General features: G+C 60.5%; 27 protein-coding genes and 1 pseudogene. 9 read left to right on the forward strand and 19 right to left on the reverse strand.

All coding sequences use genetic code 11. The features are described from left to right. Nucleotides 1–64: 64 nt before the first annotated feature. Entirely contained in the window at nucleotides 65–478 is a 414-nt protein-coding gene (locus QRN50_RS09245; protein ID WP_024660380.1) for a DUF3757 domain-containing protein, read from the reverse strand. A 490-nt stretch (nucleotides 479–968) separates the two neighbouring features. Between QRN50_RS09245 and QRN50_RS09250 the strand changes: the two genes are divergently transcribed. Continuing rightward, nucleotides 969–2,312, forward strand: a complete 1,344-nt coding sequence (locus tag QRN50_RS09250; RefSeq protein WP_024643288.1) for an MFS transporter — start codon at nucleotides 969–971, stop codon at nucleotides 2,310–2,312. An 18-nt stretch (nucleotides 2,313–2,330) separates the two neighbouring features. After that, nucleotides 2,331–3,605 (forward strand): glucarate dehydratase family protein, encoded by a 1,275-nt coding sequence (locus tag QRN50_RS09255; protein ID WP_096126812.1) that lies wholly within the window; start codon nucleotides 2,331–2,333, stop codon nucleotides 3,603–3,605. A 16-nt stretch (nucleotides 3,606–3,621) separates the two neighbouring features. On the opposite strand, the gene QRN50_RS09260 is transcribed toward QRN50_RS09255, so the two are convergent. The 13 genes from QRN50_RS09260 to nac form a co-directional block, all read right to left on the reverse strand. Beyond that, the gene (locus QRN50_RS09260) at nucleotides 3,622–5,286 is read right to left on the reverse strand and encodes a PqiB family protein (RefSeq protein ID WP_058399035.1); all 1,665 of its coding nucleotides are present in this window, start codon (nucleotides 5,284–5,286) and stop codon (nucleotides 3,622–3,624) included. A 191-nt stretch (nucleotides 5,287–5,477) separates the two neighbouring features. Further along, entirely contained in the window at nucleotides 5,478–6,311 is an 834-nt protein-coding gene (locus QRN50_RS09265) for an ABC transporter substrate-binding protein (RefSeq protein WP_058399025.1), read from the reverse strand. A 52-nt stretch (nucleotides 6,312–6,363) separates the two neighbouring features. Further along, nucleotides 6,364–7,092, reverse strand: coding sequence for an amino acid ABC transporter ATP-binding protein (locus QRN50_RS09270; RefSeq protein ID WP_024643285.1), 729 nt, complete (start codon nucleotides 7,090–7,092; stop codon nucleotides 6,364–6,366). 19 nt (nucleotides 7,093–7,111) lie between these two features. Continuing rightward, nucleotides 7,112–7,852, reverse strand: coding sequence for an amino acid ABC transporter permease (locus tag QRN50_RS09275; protein ID WP_058399024.1), 741 nt, complete (start codon nucleotides 7,850–7,852; stop codon nucleotides 7,112–7,114). A 6-nt stretch (nucleotides 7,853–7,858) separates the two neighbouring features. Continuing rightward, nucleotides 7,859–8,560: an amino acid ABC transporter permease gene (locus QRN50_RS09280; protein ID WP_024643283.1), complete on the reverse strand. Its 702-nt coding sequence runs from the start codon at nucleotides 8,558–8,560 to the stop codon at nucleotides 7,859–7,861. A gap of 117 nt (nucleotides 8,561–8,677) precedes the next feature. Next, a complete protein-coding gene (locus tag QRN50_RS09285; protein ID WP_096126811.1) occupies nucleotides 8,678–9,430 on the reverse strand; it encodes an SDR family oxidoreductase in 753 nt (250 codons plus the stop codon). 127 nt (nucleotides 9,431–9,557) lie between these two features. Beyond that, nucleotides 9,558–10,328 (reverse strand): LamB/YcsF family protein, encoded by a 771-nt coding sequence (locus QRN50_RS09290; protein WP_024661186.1) that lies wholly within the window; start codon nucleotides 10,326–10,328, stop codon nucleotides 9,558–9,560. Continuing rightward, nucleotides 10,318–10,740, reverse strand: coding sequence for a biotin/lipoyl-containing protein (locus QRN50_RS09295; RefSeq protein WP_096126810.1), 423 nt, complete (start codon nucleotides 10,738–10,740; stop codon nucleotides 10,318–10,320). Before QRN50_RS09295 ends, QRN50_RS09290 begins: the two co-directional genes overlap by 11 nt. After that, nucleotides 10,740–11,711 carry a 5-oxoprolinase subunit C family protein gene (locus QRN50_RS09300; RefSeq protein WP_060409626.1) on the reverse strand — a complete coding sequence of 324 codons (972 nt, stop codon included), beginning with the start codon at nucleotides 11,709–11,711 and terminating at the stop codon, nucleotides 10,740–10,742. Before QRN50_RS09300 ends, QRN50_RS09295 begins: the two co-directional genes overlap by 1 nt. Then, nucleotides 11,708–12,379 carry a 5-oxoprolinase subunit PxpB gene (pxpB, locus tag QRN50_RS09305; protein WP_096126809.1) on the reverse strand — a complete coding sequence of 224 codons (672 nt, stop codon included), beginning with the start codon at nucleotides 12,377–12,379 and terminating at the stop codon, nucleotides 11,708–11,710. The genes QRN50_RS09300 and pxpB overlap by 4 nt, the downstream gene beginning before the upstream one ends. Further along, nucleotides 12,376–13,728 (reverse strand): acetyl-CoA carboxylase biotin carboxylase subunit, encoded by a 1,353-nt coding sequence (gene accC / locus QRN50_RS09310; RefSeq protein WP_032655740.1) that lies wholly within the window; start codon nucleotides 13,726–13,728, stop codon nucleotides 12,376–12,378. The genes pxpB and accC overlap by 4 nt, the downstream gene beginning before the upstream one ends. Nucleotides 13,729–13,783: 55 nt before the next feature. Further along, nucleotides 13,784–14,230 (reverse strand): acetyl-CoA carboxylase biotin carboxyl carrier protein, encoded by a 447-nt coding sequence (locus tag QRN50_RS09315; protein WP_096126808.1) that lies wholly within the window; start codon nucleotides 14,228–14,230, stop codon nucleotides 13,784–13,786. A gap of 115 nt (nucleotides 14,231–14,345) precedes the next feature. Beyond that, nucleotides 14,346–15,257 (reverse strand): nitrogen assimilation transcriptional regulator NAC, encoded by a 912-nt coding sequence (gene nac / locus QRN50_RS09320; protein WP_096126807.1) that lies wholly within the window; start codon nucleotides 15,255–15,257, stop codon nucleotides 14,346–14,348. A 276-nt stretch (nucleotides 15,258–15,533) separates the two neighbouring features. On the opposite strand from nac, the gene QRN50_RS09325 reads away from it, so the two are divergent. The 4 genes from QRN50_RS09325 to QRN50_RS09340 all read left to right on the forward strand — a co-directional run bounded on the left by QRN50_RS09325 (nucleotide 15,534) and on the right by QRN50_RS09340 (nucleotide 20,333). Further along, a complete protein-coding gene (locus QRN50_RS09325; protein ID WP_024661182.1) occupies nucleotides 15,534–16,742 on the forward strand; it encodes an aspartate transaminase in 1,209 nt (402 codons plus the stop codon). Nucleotides 16,743–16,752: 10 nt separating this feature from the next. Then, on the forward strand, nucleotides 16,753–18,333 hold the full coding sequence (locus QRN50_RS09330; protein ID WP_096126818.1) for an MFS transporter: 1,581 nt from the start codon (nucleotides 16,753–16,755) through the stop codon (nucleotides 18,331–18,333). A 69-nt stretch (nucleotides 18,334–18,402) separates the two neighbouring features. Continuing rightward, entirely contained in the window at nucleotides 18,403–19,734 is a 1,332-nt protein-coding gene (locus QRN50_RS09335; RefSeq protein WP_060409629.1) for an OprD family porin, read from the forward strand. Between the two features lie 116 nt (nucleotides 19,735–19,850). Beyond that, nucleotides 19,851–20,333 (forward strand): hypothetical protein, encoded by a 483-nt coding sequence (locus QRN50_RS09340; protein WP_060409630.1) that lies wholly within the window; start codon nucleotides 19,851–19,853, stop codon nucleotides 20,331–20,333. A gap of 47 nt (nucleotides 20,334–20,380) precedes the next feature. On the opposite strand, the gene QRN50_RS09345 is transcribed toward QRN50_RS09340, so the two are convergent. Then, complete coding sequence (locus QRN50_RS09345) at nucleotides 20,381–20,689, reverse strand: putative quinol monooxygenase (protein ID WP_003401055.1); 309 nt, start codon at nucleotides 20,687–20,689, stop codon at nucleotides 20,381–20,383. A gap of 26 nt (nucleotides 20,690–20,715) precedes the next feature. Then, a complete protein-coding gene (locus QRN50_RS09350; protein ID WP_096126806.1) occupies nucleotides 20,716–21,900 on the reverse strand; it encodes an L-dopachrome tautomerase-related protein in 1,185 nt (394 codons plus the stop codon). Between the two features lie 323 nt (nucleotides 21,901–22,223). Here QRN50_RS09350 and QRN50_RS09355 point away from each other — a divergent pair, with 323 nt between their 5' ends. Next, nucleotides 22,224–22,805: a TetR/AcrR family transcriptional regulator gene (locus tag QRN50_RS09355; RefSeq protein ID WP_096126805.1), complete on the forward strand. Its 582-nt coding sequence runs from the start codon at nucleotides 22,224–22,226 to the stop codon at nucleotides 22,803–22,805. A 5-nt stretch (nucleotides 22,806–22,810) separates the two neighbouring features. Here the strand turns inward: QRN50_RS09355 and QRN50_RS09360 are convergent, their stop codons facing one another. From QRN50_RS09360 to QRN50_RS09370, 3 genes are all read right to left on the reverse strand, one after another. Continuing rightward, a complete protein-coding gene (locus QRN50_RS09360) occupies nucleotides 22,811–23,785 on the reverse strand; it encodes a 5-oxoprolinase subunit C family protein (protein WP_011267917.1) in 975 nt (324 codons plus the stop codon). Next, nucleotides 23,782–24,654, reverse strand: a complete 873-nt coding sequence (locus tag QRN50_RS09365; protein ID WP_003344902.1) for a 5-oxoprolinase subunit B family protein — start codon at nucleotides 24,652–24,654, stop codon at nucleotides 23,782–23,784. The genes QRN50_RS09360 and QRN50_RS09365 overlap by 4 nt, the downstream gene beginning before the upstream one ends. A gap of 86 nt (nucleotides 24,655–24,740) precedes the next feature. Beyond that, nucleotides 24,741–25,496: a 5-oxoprolinase subunit PxpA gene (locus QRN50_RS09370; RefSeq protein ID WP_060409633.1), complete on the reverse strand. Its 756-nt coding sequence runs from the start codon at nucleotides 25,494–25,496 to the stop codon at nucleotides 24,741–24,743. A 155-nt stretch (nucleotides 25,497–25,651) separates the two neighbouring features. Between QRN50_RS09370 and QRN50_RS09375 the strand changes: the two genes are divergently transcribed. Then, a complete protein-coding gene (locus QRN50_RS09375; RefSeq protein WP_003401040.1) occupies nucleotides 25,652–26,569 on the forward strand; it encodes a LysR family transcriptional regulator in 918 nt (305 codons plus the stop codon). Nucleotides 26,570–26,600: 31 nt separating this feature from the next. Beyond that, nucleotides 26,601–26,681: pseudogene (locus QRN50_RS25850) on the forward strand (RidA family protein); the annotation flags it as partial. Nucleotides 26,682–26,688 lie beyond the last annotated feature (7 nt).

A 26,688-nucleotide genomic window follows, 5' to 3' on the forward strand; every position in this document is an offset into this window, starting at 1 on the left:
GACAAAGCAAAGGGAAAGACGCCCATAGCTGACACGTCTTTGAACCTTTGACTATTCAAACGTATTATTCAAACGTACAGAGTGTTGGGTCAGCGGCTTTACATTCTTTGTCTTTCCAACTGCTCCCGACAGTCTTGGGCTCCGACGGAGTTTTAAGTATTAATCTAAACCCCGCATCCTTCGATCCTTTATCACTCGCTCCCTCATAATCACACGCGACAAAAAAACCCTTATCGTTATTGCGGATGCCGGCCAGTGTAAAGTGAACACTTTCAAGGTCTGCTTCCGTAGCCAAAGGGTTTTCGCCACTCCAGTGCTGCCCAGAAGGGTCAGCAGCTTTGTAGGAGTAGCCCCAATCCTCGGAGGTTTGAGTTATGTTTTTGACTGCCGGGCATGCGCTGGCCGCTGCGTAGGTATTGCCCATCAAAGCAGTCATCATAACAAGGCATGCTGACGCGTTCTTGAATTTCATATTCATGTCTAACGCTCCGTTTTCAACGAAATAAGCTGGATAACTAATTATCAGCAAAGCGCACGACGCCGACAGAGATGACCGGAGGCCATTATTGCAAGACTAGCTTAAGTACATACCTGGGCAAGACGGCCGCTTACAGGGGGCGTTATATCCGACAGGTGGAGTGACTAACGGAAGACACAGGGACTTGGCAATGAAACTTACACTCGGTTCCAAACTGTAAGCGCCGATTGACAGGCAGCGATTCAATCAAGCACTCCGGCACTGGATTCTGTGCTCTGAAAATGCACCCACTCTGCACGGGTTCCATAAATCATACCGAAGGTGCCCAGCACCGCACAGAAGTACAGCGATCAATACAATCTGGGTATCAATCAAGTCACTAACTGGATTGGACGGGAATAATACACGCCGCCATGATCGACTCATCCCCAAAAAAACAATGAATGGGAGTCGCCTCTTGAATACCGTCCCTGGTACTACGGACGTCACGGTGCTTGCCCGTGCGGCCGCCAAGGTGAAACGCCACGTGCTGCCGCTGTTCGTGGTGATGTTCATCGTCAATTACATCGACCGGGTCAATATCGGTTTCGTACGCAGCCATCTGGAAACCGATCTGGGCATCGGCGCAGCGGCCTACGGGCTGGGTGCAGGATTGTTCTTTGTCGGTTACGCGCTGTTCGAAGTCCCCTCCAACATGCTGTTGCAGCGCTACGGTGCCCGCGCCTGGCTGACCCGTATCATGTTCACTTGGGGCGCGGCCGCCATGGCCATGGCGTTCGTCCAGGGCGAAAACAGCTTCTACGTGCTGCGCTTCATTCTGGGCGCTGCCGAAGCCGGCTTCTTCCCCGGCATCATCTATTACTTCACCCAATGGCTACCCTCAAGTGATCGCGGCAAGGCTATGGCGCTGTTTCTCAGCGGCTCGGCGATAGCCTCGGTGATTTCCGGACCAGTGTCCGGCGCCCTGCTCGGCCTCGAGGGCCTGAACCTGCATGGCTGGCAGTGGATGTTCCTGATCGAAGGCTTCGCGTCGATCGTGCTCTGCGGTTTCGTGTGGTTCTGGCTGCAATCACATCCTCACGAAGCCCGCTGGCTCAGCGACGAAGAAAAAACCGCGCTCAGCACCGCTATCGCCGAAGAGCAACGGCTGCGCGAAGCAGCACAAACCGTCAGACCCTCGGTATTCCGACTGTTGGCGGACCGGCAGATCCTGCTGTTCTGCTTCATCTATTTTTCCGTGGCCCTGACCATCTATGGCGCCACCTTCTGGCTGCCGAGCATGATCCGCAAGATGGGCAGTTTCAGCGATTTCGAGGTCGGGCTGTTCAATTCGATCCCGTGGATCATCTCGATTGTGGCCATGTACGGCTTCGCAGCCCTGGCCGCACGCTTCAAGCACCAGCAGGCCTGGGTGGCGGTGACGCTGGTCATCGCCGCCGCCGGCATGTTCATGTCCACCGTGGGCGGTCCGGTGTTCGCCTTTGTCGCCATCTGCTTCGCGGCAATCGGTTTCAAAGCCGCGTCTGCGCTGTTCTGGCCAATCCCTCAAGGCTATCTGGATGCACGCATTGCTGCTGCGGTCATTGCGCTGATCAACTCCATCGGCAACCTGGGCGGTTTCGTCGCACCGACCACGTTCGGCTTTCTGGAACAGACCACCGGTTCGATTCAGGGCGGTCTGTATGGCCTGGCAGCGACATCGCTGCTCGCTGCCGTGGTGATCTTCTTCGCCCGCACCACGCCACGCGGTGACCGCGGCCGCCCGTCCAGGGCTGAGCGGCCCGCAGCGCTCAGCCCTGCCGTCAATGGCACCCCTTCCAGCCTCAAACCCTGACCTCCGGGAGACCGCCCTTTGAAAATCATCCGTGTAACCGTGACCCCTATCGCCTTTCGCGACCCGCCGTTGCTCAACGCCAGTGGTATTCACGAACCCTTTGCCCTGCGCTCGATCATCGAGGTGGAAAGCGACAACGGCTACATCGGCCTCGGTGAAAGCTATGGTGATGCCCCGGCACTGGCGATTCAGCAACAGGTGCAGACCCAGCTGATCGGGCTCGACCCGTTCAACCTCAATCAGCTGCGCAGCATCGTGCAGGCGACCGTGGCGGCGCATAAGCCTGCCAGCCTGGCCGGTGCCGAACTGGCGCCGGGCTCACACGCCAGCAAGGCGGTCAGCAATGCTTATTCTGCGTTCGAAGTAGCGTTTCTGGACCTGCAGGCACGTTCCATGAACCTGCCACTGGTGGACCTGCTTGGCGGTGCCATTCGTGACCAGATACCCTTCAGCGCCTATCTGTTCTTCAAATATGCGCAGCATGCCGATGCGCCTTACGCGCCCGACAGCTGGGGTGAAGCGCTCAGCGAAGAGCAGATCGTCGCCCAGGCCCGGCGCATGATCGACGCCTACGGTTTCAAAAGCATCAAGCTCAAGGCCGGTGCACTGCAGCCGGAACACGAGGTGTCGTGCATCAAGGCGCTGAAAAAAGCGTTTCCCGGTTACCCGCTGCGCATCGACCCCAACGGCAACTGGTCACTGGAGACCTCGATTCGGATGGCCGAACTGCTGGGCGATGATCTGCAATATTACGAAGACCCGACGCCCGGCCTCGACGGCATGTCCGAATTGCACAAACGCACCGGACTGCCGCTGGCGACCAACATGGTGGTGACCGATTTCGACGAGTTCCGCCGCAGCGTGGCACTGGACAGCGTGCAGATCGTGCTCGCCGACCACCATTACTGGGGCGGCCTGCGCGACACTCAGGCGCTGGCGAAGATGTGCGACACCTTTGGCCTGGGCGTGTCGATGCACTCCAACTCGCATCTGGGCATCAGCCTCATGGCCATGGCCCACGTCGCAGCGTCGGTGCCCAATCTGGAGTACGCCTGCGACACGCACTACCCGTGGCAGGAACCGGACGAGGAAGTCATCAAGGGCGGCAAACTGCCGATTGTCGACGGCTGTGTCAGCATCACCCGCGCACCCGGTCTGGGGCTGGAACTGGACTACGACCAGCTCGGCAAACTCAATGATCAGTACCACAGCTGTGGCATCCGGCAGCGCGATGATGTGAAGCAGATGCAGAAGTACAATCCGGACTGGAAGGCGGTCAAACCGAGGTATTGAAGCCGCCCGGCTCGGCTTAATCGGCCTGCTGAACAGGCGCGGGCCTCTGGTAGACACCCGGTGGATCCTGCCGGGTGCGGCCACGGATCAAGGCTTCGGGGTTGCGGCTCAGGTAATCGGTGAGGACCCGTACCGAGCGGGCCATGCGCTGAACCTCATCCATTGTCCGGTCGATCTGTTGACGCACAGGCGAGTCCTCGTCGAGCGCTGCGCCGGCGACGTCCATCGTGCTTCGGGATTGCTCCAGAACGCCGTGCAGCTCAGGCATCACCTGCGCGTTGAAAAGCCTGAACGTTTTCTGCACCTCGTCAAGGCTGCCATTCAGGTTGCCGGCGATCTCCTGCACCGGCACTTTGCCGACCTTGTCGATGATCTGCTGTACCTGCTCCTGCATCTTTTCAAGCTCCCCCGGCACGGTCGGGATTATCAGCGGCTGCGCACTGACATCGAACGGTACCGGCGCAGCGTCAGCGATAAAACCCAGGGAAATATACAGCTGTCCGGTCAGCAGACTCTCGCTGCGAGGCTGCGCACGCAGGCCTCGCTTGACGAAGTCGGCTATCAACTGTGCCGTACGTGCATCGTCGGTAACGCCCAATGTCTTTACGATTTTTTCATTGGCCATACCCAGGCGATCCGGGTAAATCACCGCCCCGACAATACTGGTGAACGACTGGCTGGCCGCGTCGTAGTCCAGGTCTACCGAGACGACTCGCCCCAGTGTTATACCCATGAACTCGACCGGTGAATTGACCTCAAGACCACGCAGCGACTGACTGAAGATCATGCGGATGTAACCCGGCTCGCCGTCGGGCGGCGACAGCGCCTTCTGCTGATCGTCGAACAGCGTAAAGCGTGCATGCTCTGCAGCCCTGGGTGCCTTCGTGCTGTAATCCGGCTCGACGAAGGCCACCCCTCCCGCCAGTATCGTCGAAACTGATTCAGTCTTTATCTTCAGACCATCGGCGTCCACCGTCATGTCGATGCCGCTGGCATTCCAGAAGCGTGTATCAGTAGTCACAAACCTGTCGTTGGGCGCATTGATGAAAATTTCCGCATCCACCCCCTTGCCGTCATCGGATAAATGAAAGGCCGCTATCTGTCCGACTTGAATACGTCGGTAGTACACAGGAGACCCCACCTCCAGTGAGCCCAGGTCCCCGGCGTGCAGGGTAAAACGTGTGCCTTTTATGCCGTAGGTAATGGGTGGCGGAGTTTCCTGACCGACAAAGTGTTTTTTCGTACGCCCGGACGTGCCGCTGTCCGCCGCGATAAATGGCCCGGAAAGCAAGGTATCCACGCCCGACACACCGGTGGCGCCTATACGCGGGCGCACCACCCAGAACAGGGAATCCTCGGCAGTGAACGCACGGGCGTCGGCATCGAGATCCACCGTCGCCACCACGCCTGTGCGGTCTTTGTTCAAGACCACAGCCGATACCTCGCCGATCACGACATTCCTGACCTTGACCCTCGTCTTTTGAGCTTCAAGCCCCTCGGCGCTCTGGAAGGTGATGAAGATTCTCGGGCCTTTGGAGAGTGTGCTGCCGATCAGCAGCGACAGGCCTATCAAGGCAGCAAGCAGCGGAACCAGCCAAACCGGGGATACGCCGAAACGTCTGTTTCTGGAGAGTGAAGCGCCGACTGCCGATGCAGAAACCGAACCTGAGCGATCAGACATTTTGTCCTCTGAGACGCCCACAAGGGGTCATGCCGACGATTGATACTGTCGGTAGAACTCTGAACCTCGGCTGTTAATAAACCATCAAGGAAATATCAAGATCTGATCAAGACGCGATGATGCCGTTGCGGCGGGAATCCATCGTGTGGTCTTGCATGAAGCCGACCTTTTGGTCGGCTTCATGCCGTTGATCAGGGCAACGGGTCGAACTTCAATTCGCTGAGGCTTTGTACCTTGTCTTCGCGAACCATCTTGTATTCGGTGTTCGGGCCGATCCAGTGCGCCCAGATTGCGTCGATTTCGCCTGCGGCTTCCATTTCGCGCAGTGATTCGTTGACCTTCGCCAGAAAGGCCGGTTCGCCCTGGCGCATGCCGGCACCAATGGGCTCAAGCGCCATCGGTTCCTTGGCAATTGCCAATTCCACGCCGCCGGCCTTGGCCTGCCCGACCAGCTTGATCGCGGTCATGGTGTTGGTCACCAGGCCCACCACCTTGTTCTGTTGCAGCGCCATATAGGCAGAGCCGGTGTCCTGAAAGGTCACTGGCGTTGCGTCAGCCATGCGGATCGACTGCTCGGACGTAGAACCTTTGGTCGAGCTGATGCGTTTGCCCTTGAAGAACGATTTCGGCTGATCGGCATTCGCCGCACGGACTACCAGCGTCTCCTTGGCGATGTAGTAAGGGTCGCTGAACTGGATCTGCTCGGCACGGCTCTTGGTGTAGGCCAGGTTGGCGAAAATCACGTCCACACGGCCCATCTTGACTTCCGGGATACGTGCTTCGACCGACAGCGGCTTGAGTTCCAGCTCCACGCCCATGTGTTTGGCCAGGGCTTTGCACAGGTCGACGTCCATGCCCACCAGTTCGCGGGTTTCAGGGTCCGGTGCCGAGAACGGCGGAACGTCGGCATACACGCCACAGCTCAGGCTTTTCTTGCTCATCACATCGCTGAGCTGATCGGCATGGACCACCGAAACAGCCAACGGCGACAACGCCAGTGCAGCCAGTACAGACTTGATACGCATGGTGAGACTCCTGGAAATGAATTGGGTGATTCGCTGAAATCAGTGCCTGCGCTCAATGGCTGCGCAGGTCGGCAATGAAGCGCTGGGCACGCGGATGGCTCGGTTGCTGAAAGAACACCTCAGGGCTGGATTTTTCGAGGATCTGCCCCGCGTCCATGAACCAGATGGTGTCGGCCACTTCCCGGGCAAAATTCATCTCGTGGGTGACGCACATCATGGTCATGCCCTCCTTGGCCAGACCTTTCATGACACTGAGCACCTCGCCGACCATTTCCGGGTCGAGTGCGCTGGTGGGCTCGTCAAACAGCATGACGGGCGGCTCCATGGCCAGCGCGCGGGCAATCGCCACACGCTGCTGCTGGCCACCGGACAACTGTGCAGGGTAGGCACCGGCCTTGTGTGCCAGCCCTACCCGATCCAGCAACTCCATGGCGCGGGCGCGCGCTTCGCTGCTCTTCATGCCGCGGACCTTGGTCGGGGTCAGGATGATGTTGTCGAGCACCGACAGATGCGGAAACAGATTGAAGCTCTGGAACACAAACCCCACGCGGCTGCGCAGCCGGTTGACGTTGGCGTCGGTGCCATTGACGTCACGGCCATCAAACAGGATCTGGCCTTGCTGCACGTCCTCAAGACGATTGACGGTGCGGATCAGCGTCGACTTGCCCGAGCCTGAAGGCCCGCACAGCACCACCACTTCGCCGCGCTGCACTTCGGCGGTGATATCGGTCAGGGCCTGGTACTCGCCATACCATTTGTTGATCCTGGAAAACATGATCATCGGATGCATTGGGCAACCCTCAGTTATCGGTAGTCAAAGGCCGGGCAACGGGCACAGGCGATATATCGCCTTCGCGTTTGCGGGCAATACGCTGCTCCACCACGGCGGCGAGACGGGTCAGGCCGTAGCACAGCACGTAGTAAGTGATCGCCAGGATGAAGAACACCTGAAACGGCTTGGTCAGCAGCTGGTTATTGATCTGATTGGCGGCGAAGGTTACTTCCTGGACGTTGATCACGTAGCCCAGCGACGTTTCCTTGATGATCGAAATGAACTGGCTGATCAGGCTCGGCAACGCGTTGTACAGCGCCTGCGGCAGGATCACCCAGACCGTGGTGCGCAGGTAGCCCATGCCCAGTGCGCGGGAAGCTTCGTACTGACCGGTGGGCAGCGCCTGGATGGCGCCGCGGATGATTTCGCACAGATAGGCGCTCTGATAGACCACCAGCGTGCAGAGCATGGTGGTGAAGCCGGTGATGTTATGGCCGATCAGCAAGGGGACCAGAAAGTAGGTCCAGAAAATCACCATCAGCAGCGGAATTCCGCGCATCACATAGACCCAGACCGTCGCCGGGTAGCGCAGCCAGCGCCACGGCGACACGCGCGCCAGCGACAGCAGCAGGCCCAGCGGAAAGGCCAGCAAGAGGGCCAGCGCGGCCAGCATCAGCGTCGAAATCAGGCCGCCCATCGGGCCATGGGGGTATTGACCGACCAGCAGCAAGGTCCAGTTATCGCGAACAATCGTGAATACATCGAACATCGCCGCCTACCTCGCCATGGCTTTGCTGAACTGCCGGGCCAGCAACGCGCCCAGGCCCATCAGCATCAAGGAAATGGCCAGGTAGACCACGGTTGCGACCAGATACGCTTCGAAGGTGCGGAAGGTGTAGTTCTCGACCTCGCGGGTGGCATAAGTCAGTTCCACCACGCCGATGGCCATCACCAGACTGGTGTTCTTGAACAGCAGGACCGTGTGATTGATCAACGACGGCAGGCAGTTGCGAACCCCTTGCGGCAGGATCACGTAGCGCATCGAACGCACATAGCCCAGGCCCAGGGCGCGCGACGCTTCGACTTGCCCGGCTGGAATCGCGCGTAACCCGCTGCGGATGTCTTCACTGAAATAAGCCGCCTGGCAAAGCCCCAGCGCGATGACCGAGAACAGGTACTCGGTGCTGTAGTTGGCCAGCCAGATCTGCGTGCTTTCGGACAGCAAGGTGGGGATACCGAAATACCAGAGCATCAGTTGCACCAGCGTCGGCACATTGCGGTGGTAGGACACATAGGCCGCCACCAGGCGTTCGGCGTACTTGTTGCCAGTCAGGCGAATCGACACCAGCAGCAGGGCAATCGCCATGGCCAGGCACCAGGCAACCAAGGCCAGTTGCAGGGTCGTTTCTATGCCCTTGACGATCAGCTCGGCGTACTCGCCCTGCAGGATCGCTGAAAGATCGAATTTACTCGTCATGGTTGTTCCCATAGACATTCAGCCAGGGCAGAAGCAAGGCGCCAGTGGGTCTGGCGCGGGTATCGCATGGCGGCTGGTGCCGCTCTCGTGATGGGTACAGCGCTTGAAGACGCGGTCTCAGCCTTCGTAGTCCTGCGGGCGTGCGGTCGACAGTCCGCCGGGCACCTGCAACGTCGGGGTGATCTCCATGTGGCCGATGTTGACTGCGATGGGCGCGGCAATCACATAGGCGATCGCATCAGCAATGTCCTTGGCCACCGGCAGCTCATAGCCCTCGATGAAACGCTTGCGCACTTCCTCGGAGTCGCCATGCACGTGGGCGAAGATATCCGTCGCCACGCGCCCCGGGCAGATTTCGGTAACCCGCACGCGCTTGCCGAAGGCATCGATACGCAACTGCCGGGACAGCATGCTCACCGCAGCCTTGGTCGCGTGGTACGTCGAGTTGCCACCGAAGTTGTAGGCCGCAGCGATCGAGCTGATGTTGATTATGTGCCCGCGATCACGCTCGACCATCCCCGGCAACGAAAGCCTGGCGATCTGCAACACAGCGCGCAGGTTCACATCGACCAGCAGATCAATCCCTTCGGCGTCCGCCTTGAGCAGCGAGCCAGGACGGTCGACGCCGGCATTGTTGACCACGACATCGAAATGATGGGCCTGGAACAGGGCCGTCAGGCCGGCCAGATCCGTCACGTCGATAGCGTGCGCGATACATCCGGTGCGCTGCGCCAGTGCTGCCAGCTTGTCGGTACTGCGCGCCAGCGCATGGACCTGCAGACCTTCGGCACACAGCCGCTCGACGACGGCTTCTCCAATGCCTGAAGAAGCGCCGGTGACCAGCGCGGTTTTGTAATCGGAAAATGGCATGTCGGGGTTTCCTTGAATAAGCGTCGATCAGCCGCTTGGTTATTAATGCTGATCGCCTTGTACTGGACTTTAACCAGCGTCATGGGCAGCGACCAAGACACAATGGTTGTGTGGCGATAAGCTGCGCTTATGACCCGAGCAGCTGTGAAACCGGGGTGATGACACCGCCCTGCTCTTCGATGCTCTGGCGAATGCTGCGCGCCAGCTGCACCGCTCCCGGCGTGTCGCCATGCAACAGAATCGACTGGGCGTTGACCGCCACACGCTTGCCACCCAGGGTCGTGACCGTGCCGTCCTGCAGCAGTTGCGCAACCCTGGCCCGGACCTGCTCCGGGTCCTTGATCACCGCACCGGCAATGCCACGCGGCACCAGCAGACAATTTTCGTCATAAGCGCGGTCAGCCAGAAAGGTCGTCGCCACCCTCAGGTTGCACGCCTCGGCGGCCTGCTCGATGGCGGCGCTGCTGGATGAGCTGATGATCAACTGCGGATCAAAAGCTGCGACCGCCCTGACCAAAGGCCCGGCCAGTTCGGCATCGGCTGCGGCCATATTGCCCAGCGCACCGTGAAAACTCATGTGCGTGACGCGGTATCCGGCAGCGGCTGCAAGGCCCGCCAGCGCGCCGAGTTGATACACCACAATGGCGCACAACTCCTTGAGTTCGATGTTCATCCTGCGGCGGCCGAACCCCTGCAGATCAGGAAAACCGACATGCGCACCGAGATCGATGCCCAGCGCCTTGGCGCGGCGCACCGTGCTGTCCATGATCAGCGGATCCCCGGCATGAAAGCCGCAGGCGACGTTGGCCGAGGAGATCAATGGCATCAACGCCTCGTCCTCGCCCATGGTCCAAGGGCCGAAGCCCTCGCCAAGATCAGCATTCAGATCAATGCGCATGGTCATGTTCCTCCAGTTCAATCAGCGGCTGGCCGTAACCGACGCGTTCGTTCTCGGCGGCCAGGAAGCGCAGTACGCGCCCTGCCTGGTTACTGCGCACCGGCAGATACAGCAGACCGATACGCAACAGCCCAAGCAACTGCCCTGCAGCCACTGCATCGCCGGGTTTCACGTAGCTGTCGCGTTCATCGGGATGACTCGAGACAAATACGCCGGGGTTATCGGCACTCACCACATGCGCAGTCAGCGCCGACTGTTCAGCGGCAACAGGTGGCGCAGAAGGCGCAGCACAGGCCTGCACAGGCTCGCCACGGCGGATCAACAGCTCGAACCCCGGGCGTTTCAGTTCCAGTACAGTAAGCCCGGCGTCCCGAATCCATGCTGCCAGCTGGCGAATCTCTTTGATGTTCATCAGCGATGTCCTTGCAGGCTGCGCAGCGCGAGCATGCGCCGGGCGTCTTCGATGAAAGCGTGATTGGTGGCCAGCGCCTCGACCGCCTCGTCGTAACTGCACTGCACAAAACGCACCTTGCTGCCGATCGGTGCCTGACCAAGGCGCCACAGATCGGCTTCAATGACCGTGGCAAACTTGGGATAACCGCCACTGGGCTGGGCATCACGCATCTGCACGATCGGCTGCCCGCCGTGGGGCACCTGAATCACACCGGGCACGATGCCGTGAGAGCGGATTTCCAGCGCCTCGCGCGCAAGCAAGGGCGTGCCCTCCATGCGGTAACCATAACGGTTGCTCTGCGTGGTGATTTTCCATTCGCCGGCAAAAAACGTTGCTTGCGCCTCGGCACTGAAACAGTCGAACTCGGCAGCCGGCAGCACCCGGATGGCGGGCAACCCGTCGAGCAGCAACGGCAAGGCCGCCACGGACGATTGCACACCGAAATCACTGGCGCGCGGCTCATTGGCAACGCCTGCAGAAATCACATCGCCCTGCTGCAACGCACGGCCCTGCCAGCCCCCAAAAGCCCCACGCAATTGCGTGCTGCGCGAGCCCAGTACCACCGGCACATCGACGCCACCGGCCAGACACAGGTACACGCGGCTGCCCATTGTCGGGTAATTGAGCCGCAACACCTGATTCTTGCGTGCCTGAGCGACCCAGTTACCCGGCAGCCGCTGACCATCGAGCGACGCACCGCAGGCGGCCCCGGTGATCGCGAAGGTGCAGTCATCGACAAACCGCACTTCAAACGGGAACAGCGGAATTTCAATACCTGCCGCGTCTTCATCGTTGCCCAGCAACAGGTTGCCGAGCCGCAGTGACAGCGTGTCCATTGCGCCGGACGTGCCGACGCCGTAACCCAGGCTGCCGTGTCGCCCAAGATCCTGAACGGTCGCCAGTGCGGTAGCGCTGATAACTTCGATCATCGGATGATCCTCTCGATGCGCAAGCGCAGTTGATCGCCGGGTTGCAGCAGCGCCGGAGGCTGCTGACCCGCATCGAAAAACACCATCTCCGTGCGTCCTATGGTGTTCCAGCCACTGGGGCCGGCCGAGGCGGAAATACCTGTCTGAACGCCACCGATAGAGACCGACCCGGCACCGATATCGAGTACCGGCACCTTGCGCCGCGGCGTCGCCAGGCGCTGGTCCATGCCGCCCAGGTAGCAATAACCCGGATGGCTGCCCAAGGCGTACACCGGGTACAGCGGCTCGCAGTGCAGATTGGCGATGGTTTCGATATCCAGCCCGGTATGGGCGACGACATCAGCCATGTGCGGGCCGCCATCGCCGCCGTACACCACCGGCAATTCAATGATCCGGCCCTGCAACGGCAGCGGCTGGCACTGTTCCCAGGTCTCCAGCAAGCGGGTGTTCAGACCGGCCAGATCCCGCGGTGGCGCAGCGAAGGTCAGCATCAGATTGTTCATCCCCGGCACTGCTTCGCGTACCTGGGGCCAGTCCTTGCTCAGACGGGCCAGCGCCCATATCCGTTGCTGCGTTGCCAGGTCGAGCTCGCCGGGTGCTTCGAACAGCAACGCGGTGGTGCCCAGCAAGGTAATTCTTGGCACATTCGGCGTCTGCAGGATGGTCATGGGTGGCTCCTTGTCTGCAACCAGCGCTCCAGGTGATGAATGTCCATGCCACCCTTGCAGAACACCGGGTCCTGCAGAATGTCGCGATGCAGAGGGATGTTGGTGGAGATCCCCTCGACGTGCATTTCGCTCAGTGCCAGGCGCATGCGTGCCAACGCCTCGTCGCGACTGGCGCCATGGGTGATGACCTTGGCCACCATCGAATCGTAATAAGGCGGAACGCGGTAGCCGTGGCTGACATGCGAATCGACCCGCACGCCGAAACCACCGGGGATCTGCCAGCGGGTGACCAGCCCCGGCGTCGGCATGAAGCTGCGCGGGTCCTCGGCGTTGATCCGGCACTCCAGCGAATGGCCCGACACGCGTACGTCGGCCTGACTGAAACTCAGGCGCTCGCCCATCGCCATGCGAATCTGCTGCTGGACAATGTCGATACCGGAAGTCATTTCCGTTACCGGATGCTCGACCTGCAGGCGGGTGTTCATCTCGATGAAATAGAACTCATCCTTTTCGAACAGGAATTCGAACGTGCCGACACCCTGATAGCCGATCTGGCGGCAGGCCTGTGCACAACGCTCGCCCACTCTGCCCATCAATGCCGCGTCGATGCCGGGCGCAGGCGCCTCCTCAAGGACCTTCTGGTGGCGGCGCTGCATCGAGCAATCCCGCGAGCCAAGCCAGACAGCATTGCCGTAGGCGTCGCATAACACCTGAATCTCGACATGACGCGGCTGGCCCAGAAACTTCTCGATATACAACTCGGGATTGCCGAAGGCGTGTCGGGCTTCTTCGCGGGTCAGCGCAATTGCATCGAGCAGCTGAGACTCTTCCTGAACCACGCGCATGCCCCGCCCTCCGCCGCCGCCTGCGGCCTTGACGATGACCGGGTAGCCGATGTCGCGAGCGATTTGCACAATGCTCTGCGAGTCGTCGGGCATGCTGGTGTCCGGACCGGGTACGCACGGCACGCCAGCCTCGCGCATCGCCCGCTTGGCTGCGACCTTGTCGCCCATGACCCGAATGCACGCAGCGCTGGGGCCGATGAAGGTCAGGCCAGCCTGTTCGATGCGTTCGGCGAACGCGGCATTTTCAGACAGAAATCCATAACCGGGATGGATCGCCTGAGCACCGGTCAGTTGCGCGGCATAGAGCACGGCCGCCTGATTCAGATAACTCTGCCCTGCGGCAGCAGGGCCAATGCACAGTGCTTCGTCGGCCTGCTGTACGTAATCGGCATCGCGATCCGCTTCGGAATACACCGCGACCGTGCGCAGGCCCAGGCCCTTGCAGGCTCGCTGGATGCGCAGGGCGATTTCGCCGCGATTGGCGATCAACACTTTATCGAACATCAAAAACCCCTGATCGGTGAACCCGCAAGACGGTCGGCAAGGCAACTCAAGACCATCACGCAATGCTGAACAGCGCCTGACAGGCCTGAACTTCTTCGCCATTGGCAACCAGAATGGCTCTCACCACCCCTGCCGCTTCAGCCTGCACCGGATGAAACATCTTCATGGCCTCGACCACGGCCAAGGTCTGCCCCACCTCGACGGACGTGCCGATCTCGACGAAAGGTGGCTGGTCGGGTGCCGGTGTCAGGTGCAACACCCCGTATAGCGAAGCGCAGGCCTGTGTCTGTTGCACGGCGGCTGTCGTACTTGCCTGAGCCGCAGAAACAGGGCGCGCGGCGGGCGTCGTCTGCGCTGTCGCAACAGCCGGGTTGACGCGGTTGGCGACCTGAACGGGCTCGCGCAGTAAACGCAGCTGCGCGTCGCCTTCACACAGGCTCAGTTCGCTCAGGTCCGATTCGGCCATCAGGTCGATAAGTGCTTTGATACGTTCCGGTTTCATGCAACAGCCCTTGCCTGGCAAATGAAATGTGGCTGAGGGCAATGTAACGAGGCAGGTTTTTGACCGCCAAGACGGTTTGACTGTGGGGTGATAAGCGCCCCTTATGACGTCGGGATCATTGCGCGCGGCGGTTGCCGCGCATCTCTGCGACCAGTTCCAGAAGGATCGCCTTGACCGCCTGAGCCGGAACCGACAGCGGCAAGTGCCCGGAAAGGCACAGCGCGAGAGGTGCTTCGATCTCGGGTTCGACAATGCGACTCAGGTTGACCGCATGCGTGTCTGCCAGCACCCGTGCAGCAGACTCGGGAAGAATGGTCGAGCCGAATCGATCGGCCACTGCTGCGGCCAGCGTCGTCGAAGATTCGACTTCTGCCACCACCCGGGCACTGCGCTCGATACGCACAAATGCCTCGTCCACCAGACGCCGGACAGTGTTGTAGGTGCGCGGCAACAGCAGGTCGATATCGGCCAGCTCGCTGAGCGGAATTTCCTCGCGCCCCTGGAGCGCCTCTTCGGCACTCACCAGGTACAACTGCTCGCGTATCAACGGCACGAAACTCAGGCCATGCACCTCGCGCCCGCCATAGAGAACGGCCATGTCCATGCGCCCGTTCATGATCAACTCGCTGAGGGTGGTGCCAAAGTTCTCATTGAGGTACAGCAGAATGCCCGGATGACGCTCGCGTACGCGTTTGAGCAACGGCAGCGACAGCGTCGAAGCGGCTGTGCCGGGTGCCAGCCCTACCGACACAGGCCCCGATAACGCCAGACCGCTGGCGTTGACGTCACTCTGCGCCTGCTCGCACTGGCGCAGGATCACCTGAGCATGCCCGTACAGCACCTTGCCCGCCTCGGTCGGGGTGACACCGCGCTTGGTGCGGATCAATAACTGTTGCTGCAACTCGGCCTCCAGCGTCACCAACTGCTGGCTCAGCGCAGGTTGTGCGATGTGCAGCACATCGGCGGCCTGGGTCAGGCTGCCAATGTCGACAATTTTCACGAAATATTTCAAACGGCGAAGGTTCAAGGTGCTGCACTCCAGAGTCACGACATACAGGGTTCAGCAAGACCCAGGCCAGCCCTGAAAAAACCAGGCATAAGCAATTGCTATGTCAGCTGCCGCTGATCGGGTTTGTCAGGCGCTGATCCCCCTGCAACCATTGCCCGCCCGCTTTTGGTGCGACGCTGGTTCATCTGCGGTCATAAGCGCTGCCTATCAACCCAGAACGAACTCGTCTTATGGCGCGCGCCTCGCTGGCTCGTAACGTATTCCCCGTCAAGGCCATCAACGAGGAATGCCAACGTGACCGCATCTCGCATCGCTGCCCGCGTGCTCCGCATCAAACCGTCGCCAAGCAGCGCCGCTGCCGATCGGGCCAATGAACTGCGGCGCGCAGGCAAATCGATCATCAATCTGGTGGTTGGCGAGCCGGACTTCGACACGCCGGCGCACATTCGTCAGGCCGCCTGTGCCGCCATCGAGAACGGTGAAACGCGCTACACGCTGAACGCTGGCACCACAGCGCTGCGCGAGGCTATCGCCGCAAAACTGCAGCGTGAAAACGGCCTTGCTTATGCGCCAGGCCAGATCGTGGTCACCAGTGGTGCCAAGGCGGCCATCTTCAATGCATTCGCGGCGACATTGGGTGTCGACGATGAGGTGCTGATTCCCGCGCCTTACTGGGTGTCATACCCGGACATGGTCCTGGCCTGCGATGGTCGCCCTGTGACCCTGGCGTGCCCGGAAGAAAACCGGTTCAAGCTGACTGCCACGCAACTGCGCAATGCGATCACGCCGCGCACCCGCTGGCTGCTGCTCAACTCGCCGAGCAACCCGACCGGTGCCACCTACAGCGCATCCGAATGGCGCGCGCTGGCCGACGTACTTCTTGATTACCCGCACGTGCTGGTCATGACCGATGACATCTACGAGCACATACGCTACGACGACGCCCCACTCAGCCACCTGCTCACTGTCGAGCCGGCGCTGCGTGAACGCGTGCTGATCATCAACGGCGTGTCGAAAACCTACGCCATGACCGGCTGGCGCATCGGCTACGCCGCAGGCCCCGACGATATCATCAAGGCGATGGCGACCCTGCAATCGCAGTCCACCAGCAACGCCTGCTCGGTGAGCCAGGCCGCCGCAGTAGCCGCGCTGAACGGCGACCAGTCTTTTGTCAGCGACAGCGTCAAGGTCTACAGACAGCGCCGTGATCGTTGCCTTGAGCTGATCAACGCCATTGAAGGCCTGAGCTGCATCAAGCCGCAAGGCGCGTTCTATCTCTACGTCAATTGCGGGGCACTGATCGGCAAAACCACGCCGTCAGGTTCGCTTCTGGAAGCCGATACCGACGTGGTGCTCTACCTGCTGGAAAGTCAGGGCGTGGCCGTTGTCGCAGGCACCGCCTATGGCCTGGCACCGTTTTTCCGGATGTCTACGGCTACAGCACTGGAAACCCTTGAAGACGGCTGCGCGCGCATGGCGACTGCTGTCGCTGCGTTGCGCTGAGCACCTCGACATGACAACGCCGAGCCATCCAGCCCTGACCTTCAAACAGGCGTTGTTGGCGATGCTTGGCATATCACTGGTGCTGGGCCTTTCCGCGCTGGATCAGACGGTCATCGGCAACGCACTGCCCAGCATTGTCGCCGAGCTCAACGGTTTCGAGCTGTACGCCTGGGTCGCCACCGGCTATCTGCTGGCCTCTATCGTGACCATCCCGATCTTTGGCCGGCTGGGCGATTTTTACGGGCGCAAACCGTTCGTGCTGGCCGCCACAGTCATCTTCACGCTGGCCTCGCTGCTCTGCGCACTGGCAGACAGCATGTTGGTGCTGGTGATCGGGCGAGCCTTGCAAGGTGTGGGCGGCGGCATGTTGATCGGTACCGCCTTTGCCTGTGTGCCGGAGCTGTTTCCCGACACCCGCCAGCGGTTGCGCTGGCAGGTGTTGCTGAGCGCCATGTTCAGCGTGGTCAATGCCATCGGTCCGGGGCTGGGGGGTTATCTTTCCGGCGAGTTTGGCTGGCGTTCGGTGTTTTGGTTGAACCTGCCCCTGGGCGTGGTTGCCTTGTTTTTTGCCTGGCGCTTTCTGCCGTGGTATCGCCCGCAAGGGCATCGAGCCCATTCTGCCGGTGCGATCCGGCTCGACTGGCTCGGGGCTTTATTGATCGTACTGACGCTGGGCAGCCTGCAACTGTTCGTCGAATGGCTGGGCCAGCGCTCCCTGTCGATCAGTCTGACCTGTGGCGCTGTAACCCTCGTCGCCATGACCGGGCTCTGGTTTCAGGAGCGCCGTTGTGCCTTTGCCTTGCTCCCCGCCGGACTATTCTCCAACCGCAGCATCCGCCTGCTGTTCATCATGTCGCTGCTGGCCGGCGCCATCATGTTCACCCTTCTTTTTTACCTGCCGCTGCTCTTGCAGGGCAGCTACGGCTACTCGCCAAAAGACGCCGGGTTACTGCTTACCCCGCTGGCGCTGAGCATTACGCTGGGCGCCATCGTCAACAGCCGGATCGTCACACGCATGGCCAACCCCAACCGGCTGCCGGTCGCCGGGTTCGCGGCCTTGTCAGTCGCCTGCATTGCCCTGGCACTGGTCGGGCTGCATGCCGGGTTCAGCACCTTGCTGGGGCTCATTCTGCTGGCGGGGCTGGGGCTGGGTTTCATTCTGCTCAACCTGACCGTGTTCACCCAGACGCTCGCCGAACGGCAATTTCTCGGTATCGCCACGGCACTGACCCAATCCTTGCGACTGGTCGGCGGTTTGCTGGGCACGGCGGCCATGGGCGTGCTGGTCAAGGTGCTGTATGTCGCCAACCTGAAAAGTGCGCTGAACGCAGCAGGTCAGGCGGCGGCCCTACCGCGCCTGGCCGACCCTCAGGTTCTGCTGCAGCACATGCCCGCCGATGTCGATGCGGCGCTATTGATAGCCCGCACCGCCCTCGCCCAGGCGGTGGGCACGGGGCTGCTGACATGCGCCGGGCTGGGCGTGCTCGCGCTGCTGGTGCTGCATCGTCTGCCTCGCGTCACCCTTCATAGGGTACCCGGTGCAACAACGCCTGCAACGGATTCATGTGCAACACCTGCGCCTGAAAAATAACAAGAAACCTGACTGCCGCCTGACTCTGCCTCTCAAAAAACACTTAATTACAGCATGAGGATGAACCCGATGGAGCGTATCAATCGCGCCACCCCTTTCGTTGCGGGCTTTTGTGGTCTGCTGATCGCTCAGCAGAGCTACGCCGAAGGTTTTCTCGAGGACAGCAAGGCCAGCATTCTCGCGCGCAACTTTTTCAGTAACGCAGACAATCGCAGCGGCGCTGCCGACCCGAACTACACGCAGGAGTGGGGCCAGGGCTTCATGCTCAACTATCAGTCAGGCTACACGCCGGGCACAGTGGGCTTCGGTGTCGACGCACTCGGCCAGTTGGGCATTCGTCTGGACTCGGGCAAAGGCCGTCACTACAACCCGCAAAGCACGGCGTTCAACGGCAATATCTTCCCCACGGACAGCGACGGTCGTGCGGTCGACGAGTTCAGCAGCCTGGGGGCGACGCTCAAGGCACGCGTCTCCAAAACCGAACTGAAATACGGCACGCTGGTGCCGATGCTGCCGGTGGTAATGTCCACCGACCGCATGTTGCAACAGACTTTTCGTGGCGGGCAGATTCAGTCTGGCGACCTGAAGGACTTCACCTTCACGGCAGGCCAGCTGGAACATGTCATGGGCCGTGGTTCGACCAATCAGATGGGCATGTCCATTCCGGGTGCAAACAACCCGCTGACCGGCGAGTTCGTCAACAAGTTCTACTATGCAGGCGTCGATTACAAACCGACAAAAGACCTGACCTTGCAGTACTACTACGGCAACCTGGAAAACTTTTACAAGCAGAACTTTCTGGGCCTGAAATACGACATGCAACTGGGTCCAGGCATCCTGCGCACCGACCTTCGCCATTTCGACAACCGCTCGGACGGTGCCAACGGTCACGACCCGGCGTTCTACACAGTGGGTTATTACGGCAACGGCGTCACCAAGGGTGAAGTCGACAGTCGCCTTTCCAGCGCCCAGTTCACCTACCTGATCAATGGCCATACGTTCGCCGCGGGTTACCAGGCCGTGACCGGCGACAGTGACGCGGTCTGGCTGAATCAGGGTGACGGCTCGACTGCCTATTTCATGACCGAGTCAATGATCGGTAAATTCCAGCGTGCCGGAGAGCGTACCTGGCAGGTTCGCTATGGCTACGACTTCGCCAGACTGGGCGTCCCCGGCCTGAACTTCCTGGCGATGTATGAAAGCGGCTCGAACATCCAGACGTCCGACGGCGACAAGAAGGAATGGGAACGCAACGTGACCCTGAGTTATGTGGTGCAGTCCGGCCCGGCAAAAAACCTCAGCATCGCGCTACGCCACGCGCAACTGCGCACCGAATTCGCCAGCCAGCGTGATTCCGATGAGCACCGGGTGATCGTGAGTTACCCGATCAATATTTTCTAAGGCAACGGGACAGCAGATGCAGGACGTGTCTGCTGTTCGAACCGACATGGTTACCCTGGCTCGTATTCGCCAATCATTCGTTATAACCTCTGCAGCATGCAAAGGAAGCGAACACCATGAACAGTACACATCCGGATGACGCATCTGATCAAGCCCGTCCGCCACCTTCAGTAAAGCCTGAAACCCGTCTTCTTGAGTCGGAACCGTCCGCGCCTCACGCAGGCGTCCAGGCGACACCTCACAAAGCCATTCACCCTGCCTTTATGGATATGCCTGCAGCACCCTACCCTGGATTGGAAAACCAGACGGGCATGCCCTTCAGCTCGTTCTACCTGAGCAGGTACATTGCCTTTGCTTCAATTGCCATTATGGCTATTGGCGTTTGTATCGCTATCTTTTTTCTGAATCTGGACGGCGACTGGCCTCAAATAAATCGAGTGCTTGCAGCTGCCGCACTGTGGTTCGCCAATCTGATATCGGCGGTGCTCAATACGGTGTACTGGTTCATTCGGCGGGCGCCGAAGGGATTGGTGATCTTGCTGGCTGTGCAATGGGTGGCTGCGCTGTCCGGTGCGTTATCATCCCTTTCGCAGAACTGATCAACTCACTGCGAATGGGCCCGGACTGACCGGGCCCTTTCGGATACTCAGCTCGATACCTGATCCAGGAATATCAGCTGCGGCGGCTCTGCCAGCCACTCGCCGCTGACCGCCGCGAACTGCTGGTAGTGCGGCGTGGCGACATGGGCGTCCAGTGCTGCCTGATCCTTGAAGCATTCACGCATGTAGAACGTGCCGCGCTCATCACGCGCTTCGAACAGTGTGTACTCGATATTGCCTGGCTCCGCTCGGGTCGGTTCCACGAGTGCCGATAATGCGTGTTTCAGGGCCGACTCTTTGCCGGCACTGGCTTTCAGGACTGCCATCAAGGCCAATGGCTTTGCAGGTGCGTTCATTATCGATACTCCGGTATTCGATTCGATCAATGGGTAGGTGCGGGCGCAGCGTCTATTTTCAAACGCAGCAGGCTGTAGGGTTTTTCCCGCTTGTCGTGGCCGGCGTTGAAGTTGGCCTGGCGGTGCAGCTGGTTGACGATGAAGTACAGGTAGCCATCCGGGCCGATCGACAAGGTGTCAGGCCACAGCATGCGGGGATCGTGTGCCACCGTTTGCCAGGTGCCATCCGGCAGGCGTTTGCGAATCGAATTATGCTCGTAGTCGCCTGCGTATACCGCGCCTTTGGCATCAGCCTCCAGGCCATCCGAAGCGCCTTTTTCCCCGAGGTCCTGCACCGCCGCTGCCAACTGCTGCTCGCTGACCTTGCTGTCGTTCAACAGCTCGGTGGCCACGGCATACAGATGACGGCTGGACAACGGCGAGAAATACAGTGTCTTGCCGTCTGCCGACAACGCAATGCCGTCCGAGGCGACGCCGACCGGTTTGCGCGTTCCGTTCGGGCCATCGCCCAGCACAGCAACACCTTCGACGACGGGTACGAAAGCCGGATCGACAGACGTAGCGTGCGCCCCGTTCAAGCGCCGCACGGCGTGGCCGCTGGCAATGTCCATGACGATGATCGCACCCGGCCCGCTCAAGGACGAGTCCGTTACATAGACCGTCCCCTCCGCTCCCTTGCGCAAGTCAAAGCGCATGTCGTTGACATAGGTGCCGGGCAAGATGACGTTATCCGGAAACACCAGGCGCTTGACGATCCGGTTGGTGGCCAGGTCCACCGCAACCAGTTTGGCGCCGCCTCGACGCGGAGACGCAAAGCCCGGTGCGGCCGTGTCCAGAAGCCAGACACGACCCTTGCCATCGGCGACCACACTCTGCACGCTGATCAGCCCGTCGCCAGGGTCTTTGGGGTTCTCCTTGTTGACCGCCAGATCGGGGTAGGCAACCACTTTGCCGTCACGAATCTCGCCCACGGTAAACGGCACCTTGTCACCCCAACGCGGGAAATTGACGAAGATCCGTCCGGTTTCAGTCACCGTCACGCCGGTAGGCATCGCGTCATAAAAGGCATGCACCTGTTCGAGCTTGCCGATCGGTTTGTCGGCAGGCGCACTGGCAGGCAATGAAATGGCGGTCGCGCCGTAGGCCAGCGAAGTAGCGAGTGTGGCGGCGCAAAGAATGGCCAGTGCTGCGGAAGTTTTCGTTCGATGCATGGTGTGTTCTCCTGAGGGGCCAACTGCCCATCAGCATTGGGGCTTTTTGCGCGAGAGCCGTGATGACGCTCGTCACTCTTGTGCCGCGCAAGGGAAGCAATGGAAAGATTGGCGGCTAGTCTGAGCTTTCTTGTTACAAAGAAAAACGCGGGGAATACGCTAACACTTTCAACGCGCAGGCGAAGATCCCTATTGCTCTTCAACCACCTCATGGACATAACATCCTGGCGATCAGCGGTTTTGATGACGGTCAGCATCAATGCTATATTCACGCTCTTCCAGGCCCAGACAGCCACCACCAGACAGGCAAAGAGGCAACCTGCATGAGAGTTACCAAGGCGCAGGCCCAGGCCAACCGGGCACACATCGTCGAGACGGCGTCCGTCCAGTTTCGCGAGCATGGCTATGACGGTGTCGGGGTGGCCGATCTGATGGCTGCGGCAGGCTTTACCCACGGCGGGTTCTATAAGCATTTCGCTTCCAAATCCGACCTGATGGCCGAGTCGGCAGCCTGCGCCATCGCGCAGACCGTGGCGAAATCGACCGGCATCGATCCAGCGCAGTTCATCGATTACTACCTGTCACGAGAGCATCGCGACAACCTTGGCACGGGCTGCCCCATGGCCGCGCTGAGCGGCGATGCAGCGCGCCAGTCGGACGAGGTCAAAACAACCTTCGCCGAAGGCATCGAAAGCCTGCTGGCAGCGCTTGCTCCCGCGCAGGCAGCGCCCGACGACGAAGAATGGAAGCAGGCACGGGCAAACACCATCGACCGCTTTGCCCATGCGCTGGGGGCACTGCTGCTGTCACGCAGCTGCCCGAATGACTCGCCGCTGGCGGACGAAATACTCGAGGTGTGCCGCGCGAAGATGCGGGCACAACTGGAGTCCGGGCAGGCCGACTGACAGCCTCAGGAAGGAAACAGTTTGCTCAGGCACGCCAGCTTCTTCTTGTATGACTTGCGCGCCTCCAGCGCCTCCTCCAGCGTTACGGCCACGAATCGGGCGGTCTGATTGGGTTGCATCTGACCGATCAGATCCAGGTCCGCGCTGATCACCGTGCCGATCATCGCGTAGCCCCCGCCCGACACCGCATCACGGTGCAACACAATCGGTTCCAGCCCGGCAGGCACCTGAATCGAACCGATCGGGTAGCAGCTGTCGACGATATTGGATGGATCGGAACCGGCGCCGAAGGGCTGCTCCCTGGGCTGGAAGGTCAGCGCCCTGCCCCCCTTGAAGCGATAACCGATGCGGTCGGCTTCCGACCCTACGCTCCAGGGCTCGGAGAAAAAACTGGTGGCAGCAAATTCGGTCAGGCGCTCGTAATACAGGCCCGGCACGACCCGCAGATACACCTCACCACCCAGAGACTGGCGCAAGGCCATTGGCAGACTGGCGCCGGCACGTCCCTTGCCGCTGGGTGTGCCTATCGGCAGCTGGTCATCAGCGGCCAGTCTACGACCCTGAAAACCGCCAAGCGCACCCAACGTGTAAGTCGAACGGCTGCCCAGCACCAGCGGCACATCAATGCCGCCGGCGACGGCCAGATAGGTGCGCGCACCGTCCTTGGGAAAGTCGAAACGCAGCACTTGCCCGGCCTTCACCGCAAAGGCGGTGTCGTGGTGCATTTCCACACCGTCGAGGCGCGCCGCCATGTGTGCGCCGCAGACCGCAGCCAGCGTATCGCACTGAAACTCCAGTTCCGGTCCCAGCAGCGTGCATTCAAGCCCGGCCGCGCCGGGTGGATTGCCGACCAGCTGATTGGCGGCGCTGAGGGCGTACTGGTCGAGCGCACCGGAGGGCGGAATGCCCAGGTGATAATAGCCCTCGCGGCCGAGGTCCTGAACCGAGGTGGCCAGACCGGGTTTGAGCACCTTGATCATGCCAGCACCTCCTGCAACGACTTGGGATAGCCCACTGGATCGGCCAGAAAGGCATCCAGTGAAAACTCGACCGGGCGGATGAGCAGGTCGAAGCGCCCGGCTTCCACCTCTGCGACAGCCTCGTCGTAGGCTTGCCGGTCAAGCGGTTTGAACTGGACGATATCGCCCGGCCGGAAGAACACCATGTGCTCTTTCAGGTAGGCCAGCTTCTGCTGCGGGTCATAGATCGGCGCAGGAGTGACGCCAAACATCTGATAACCGCCCGCTCCGCGTACCGAATAGATGCAGCCGAAGCAGCCGCCGTGGCCGAGTGTGTGCTTGGGAGTATCGGTGCGCGGACGCAGGTATTTGGGCACCTGCAGCTGACGCTCGCGTTCAACCATCTGGAACATGAACGGCAGACCGGCGACAAAACCGACCATCGAAACGAACCACGGTGCGCCGCTGTGTGCGGCGATGAAGGCATCGACATCCGCCAGGTTATTGATGCGTGCAGCGTATTCCAGGTCGGTGGAACCGGGGTCCTGATGGCGGTCACGAAAACGCATCAGGGTCTCGTGGGTCCATGGATCGTTGTACAGCACCGGGATCTCGATGATCCGGGTCTGCAGGGTGCGTTCGGCGACCGCACCGGCCTCGGCCGCCCTCACCGCTTCAAGCAAGACGTGTGGTGCGATGCGGTCCGGGTCAAAACGAATCTGGAATGACGCGTTGGCCAGACACACGTCCAGCACACCGTCCAGCGCCAGACGCTCGACCGCACGGGTCACCGCCAGCCCCTTGAAAAATGCTTCCAGCGACATACTGTCACTGACCTCGGCGAACAGATGTTCATCAGCGCCAAAGCTGTAGCGAATCGGATCAGCCATGTCTGTTCCTTTCTTGAAATCGTTGTAGAACGGCAGGCAAAAATCAGTAACACGGCTCGTGCGTCTGTGCACACGATGCCTTTGACTCAACGCGGTGCACGCACCTCAATGCCTGCAGCGTCTAGCGCCAGGCGTGTCGCTTCTGCAAGGTCCAGCGCGCCCGGCGTGTCGCTGTGCAGGCAGATCGAATCGAATTCGATGCTCAGGTCCTCACCCTCGACAGTACGCACCAGACCTTGCAGGCACGCGCGCACCACGCGGGCTGCGACTTCGGTCGGGTCCAGGGCGCGTACGTGACGAGTGAAGACGATGGAGCCGCTGAGGTCGTAAGCGCGATCAGCGTAGAACTCGCGGATCACCGGCTGGCCCAGCTCTTCGGCGATCTTGCAGATAACCGAACCGGGCATGCAGTAGAGCAGCAAATCAGGCTCCAGGCGTTGCAGGTTCTCCACCAGCAGTCGGGCTGCGGCTTCATCCCTGGCCAGGTGCATGTACAAGGCGCCGTGGGGTTTGAAATGCTGCATGGCCACGCCTTGCACCCGCGCAAGCTCGCGCAGGGCACCCAGTTGGTAGAGCATGTCGTCGACCAGTTCCTGGGGCGTCGAGTTGATATGTCGGCGGCCAAAGCCGACCAGATCGCGGAACCCTGGGTGTGCGCCGATAGCAACGCCCAGACGTTTCGCCTGCTCGATCGTGCGACGCATGGTGCCAGGGTCACCGGCGTGAAAACCGGTCGCAATATTGGCGGAGCTGATGAACGTCATCAATTCAGTATCGACGCCGTCACCAATGGTCCACGCGCCAAAGCTTTCACCCATGTCCGAGTTGAAATCCACCTGCATGGCTGTTGCTCCTGTGGCTGGCCGGACAAGGGGCTATCCGGCTTCATGCAAACCACGTTAAATTCAGTTGCACCCCTTGGGTAGATCTATTAACAGATACGCCATCTTCTGAAAAACAGATACCCCACCCAGTGGAACGTCTGTCTGGAGTGCTTATGTCCCTGACCTTGCGCCAGGTCCGTTATTTCGTGGCAACTGCCGAGATCGGGCAGATCTCGCAGGCCGCCATTCACCTGAACATCTCCCAGTCGGCGGTCACCACGGCGATCAAGGAACTGGAGGGTATGCTCGGCACCCTGCTGTTTCAACGCTCGGCGCAAGGCATGAGCCTGACTGAAGCAGGCCGTCATTTTCTCAACAGGGCTTACGTCATTCTGCGCAGCGTCGATGATGCGCTGAACAGTCCGCTGCCCGATATCCGTGCCAGCGGCGTATTGCGCCTGGCCGCCAGCTACACGGTCATCGGCTACTTTCTGCCGCATCATTTGCAGCGCCTGGAACACTGGCACCCGGACGTGGCCATCGAAGTGCATGAGCAGGAACGACACGCCATCGAACAAGGCCTGCTGCAAGGTCGCTTCGACATGGCGGTGGTGCTGACAGCAAATATCACTCACCCGGATATTATCTCGGAAACGTTGTTCAACTCCGAGCGCCGCCTATGGCTGTCCAGCCATCACCCACTGTGCCAACGCGCTTCTGTCAGCCTCGCCGATGTCGCGCAGGAGCCCTATATCCTGTTGACCGTCGACGAAGCCGAACAAAGCGCCATGCGCTATTGGGAGCTGGCCGGACAGCAGCCCAACGTCAGAATCCGCACCAGCTCGGTGGAAGCCGTGCGCAGCATGGTCGCCAACGGCAGCGGCGTGGCAATCCTTTCCGATCTGGTGCATCGCCCCTGGTCGCTGGAAGGCAAGCGTATCGAAACGATCACCGTCACCGACACGGTGACGCCCATGAGCGTCGGCCTGGCCTGGCACCGCGAACGAGAACTGAGCCCGGCGATGCAGGCATTCCGCAACTATTTCCACGATGCATTTCTGGCCCCGCAGCAACTGTCGGCACGGCGTTGAACCCGCGGCACGCTATTGCGGATGGCGTGCCGGTGGCCGAGTGACCTGGCTGTATGGCTTTGATTTCGAGATCAAGGTCATCGCCAGGTTGCCGGAAGCCGTCGAGCAATAACCGGGCG

Origin of the sequence: Pseudomonas sp. MEJ108 (assembly GCF_030208985.1) — a bacterium.
GTDB lineage: Bacteria > Pseudomonadota > Gammaproteobacteria > Pseudomonadales > Pseudomonadaceae > Aquipseudomonas > Aquipseudomonas fragariae.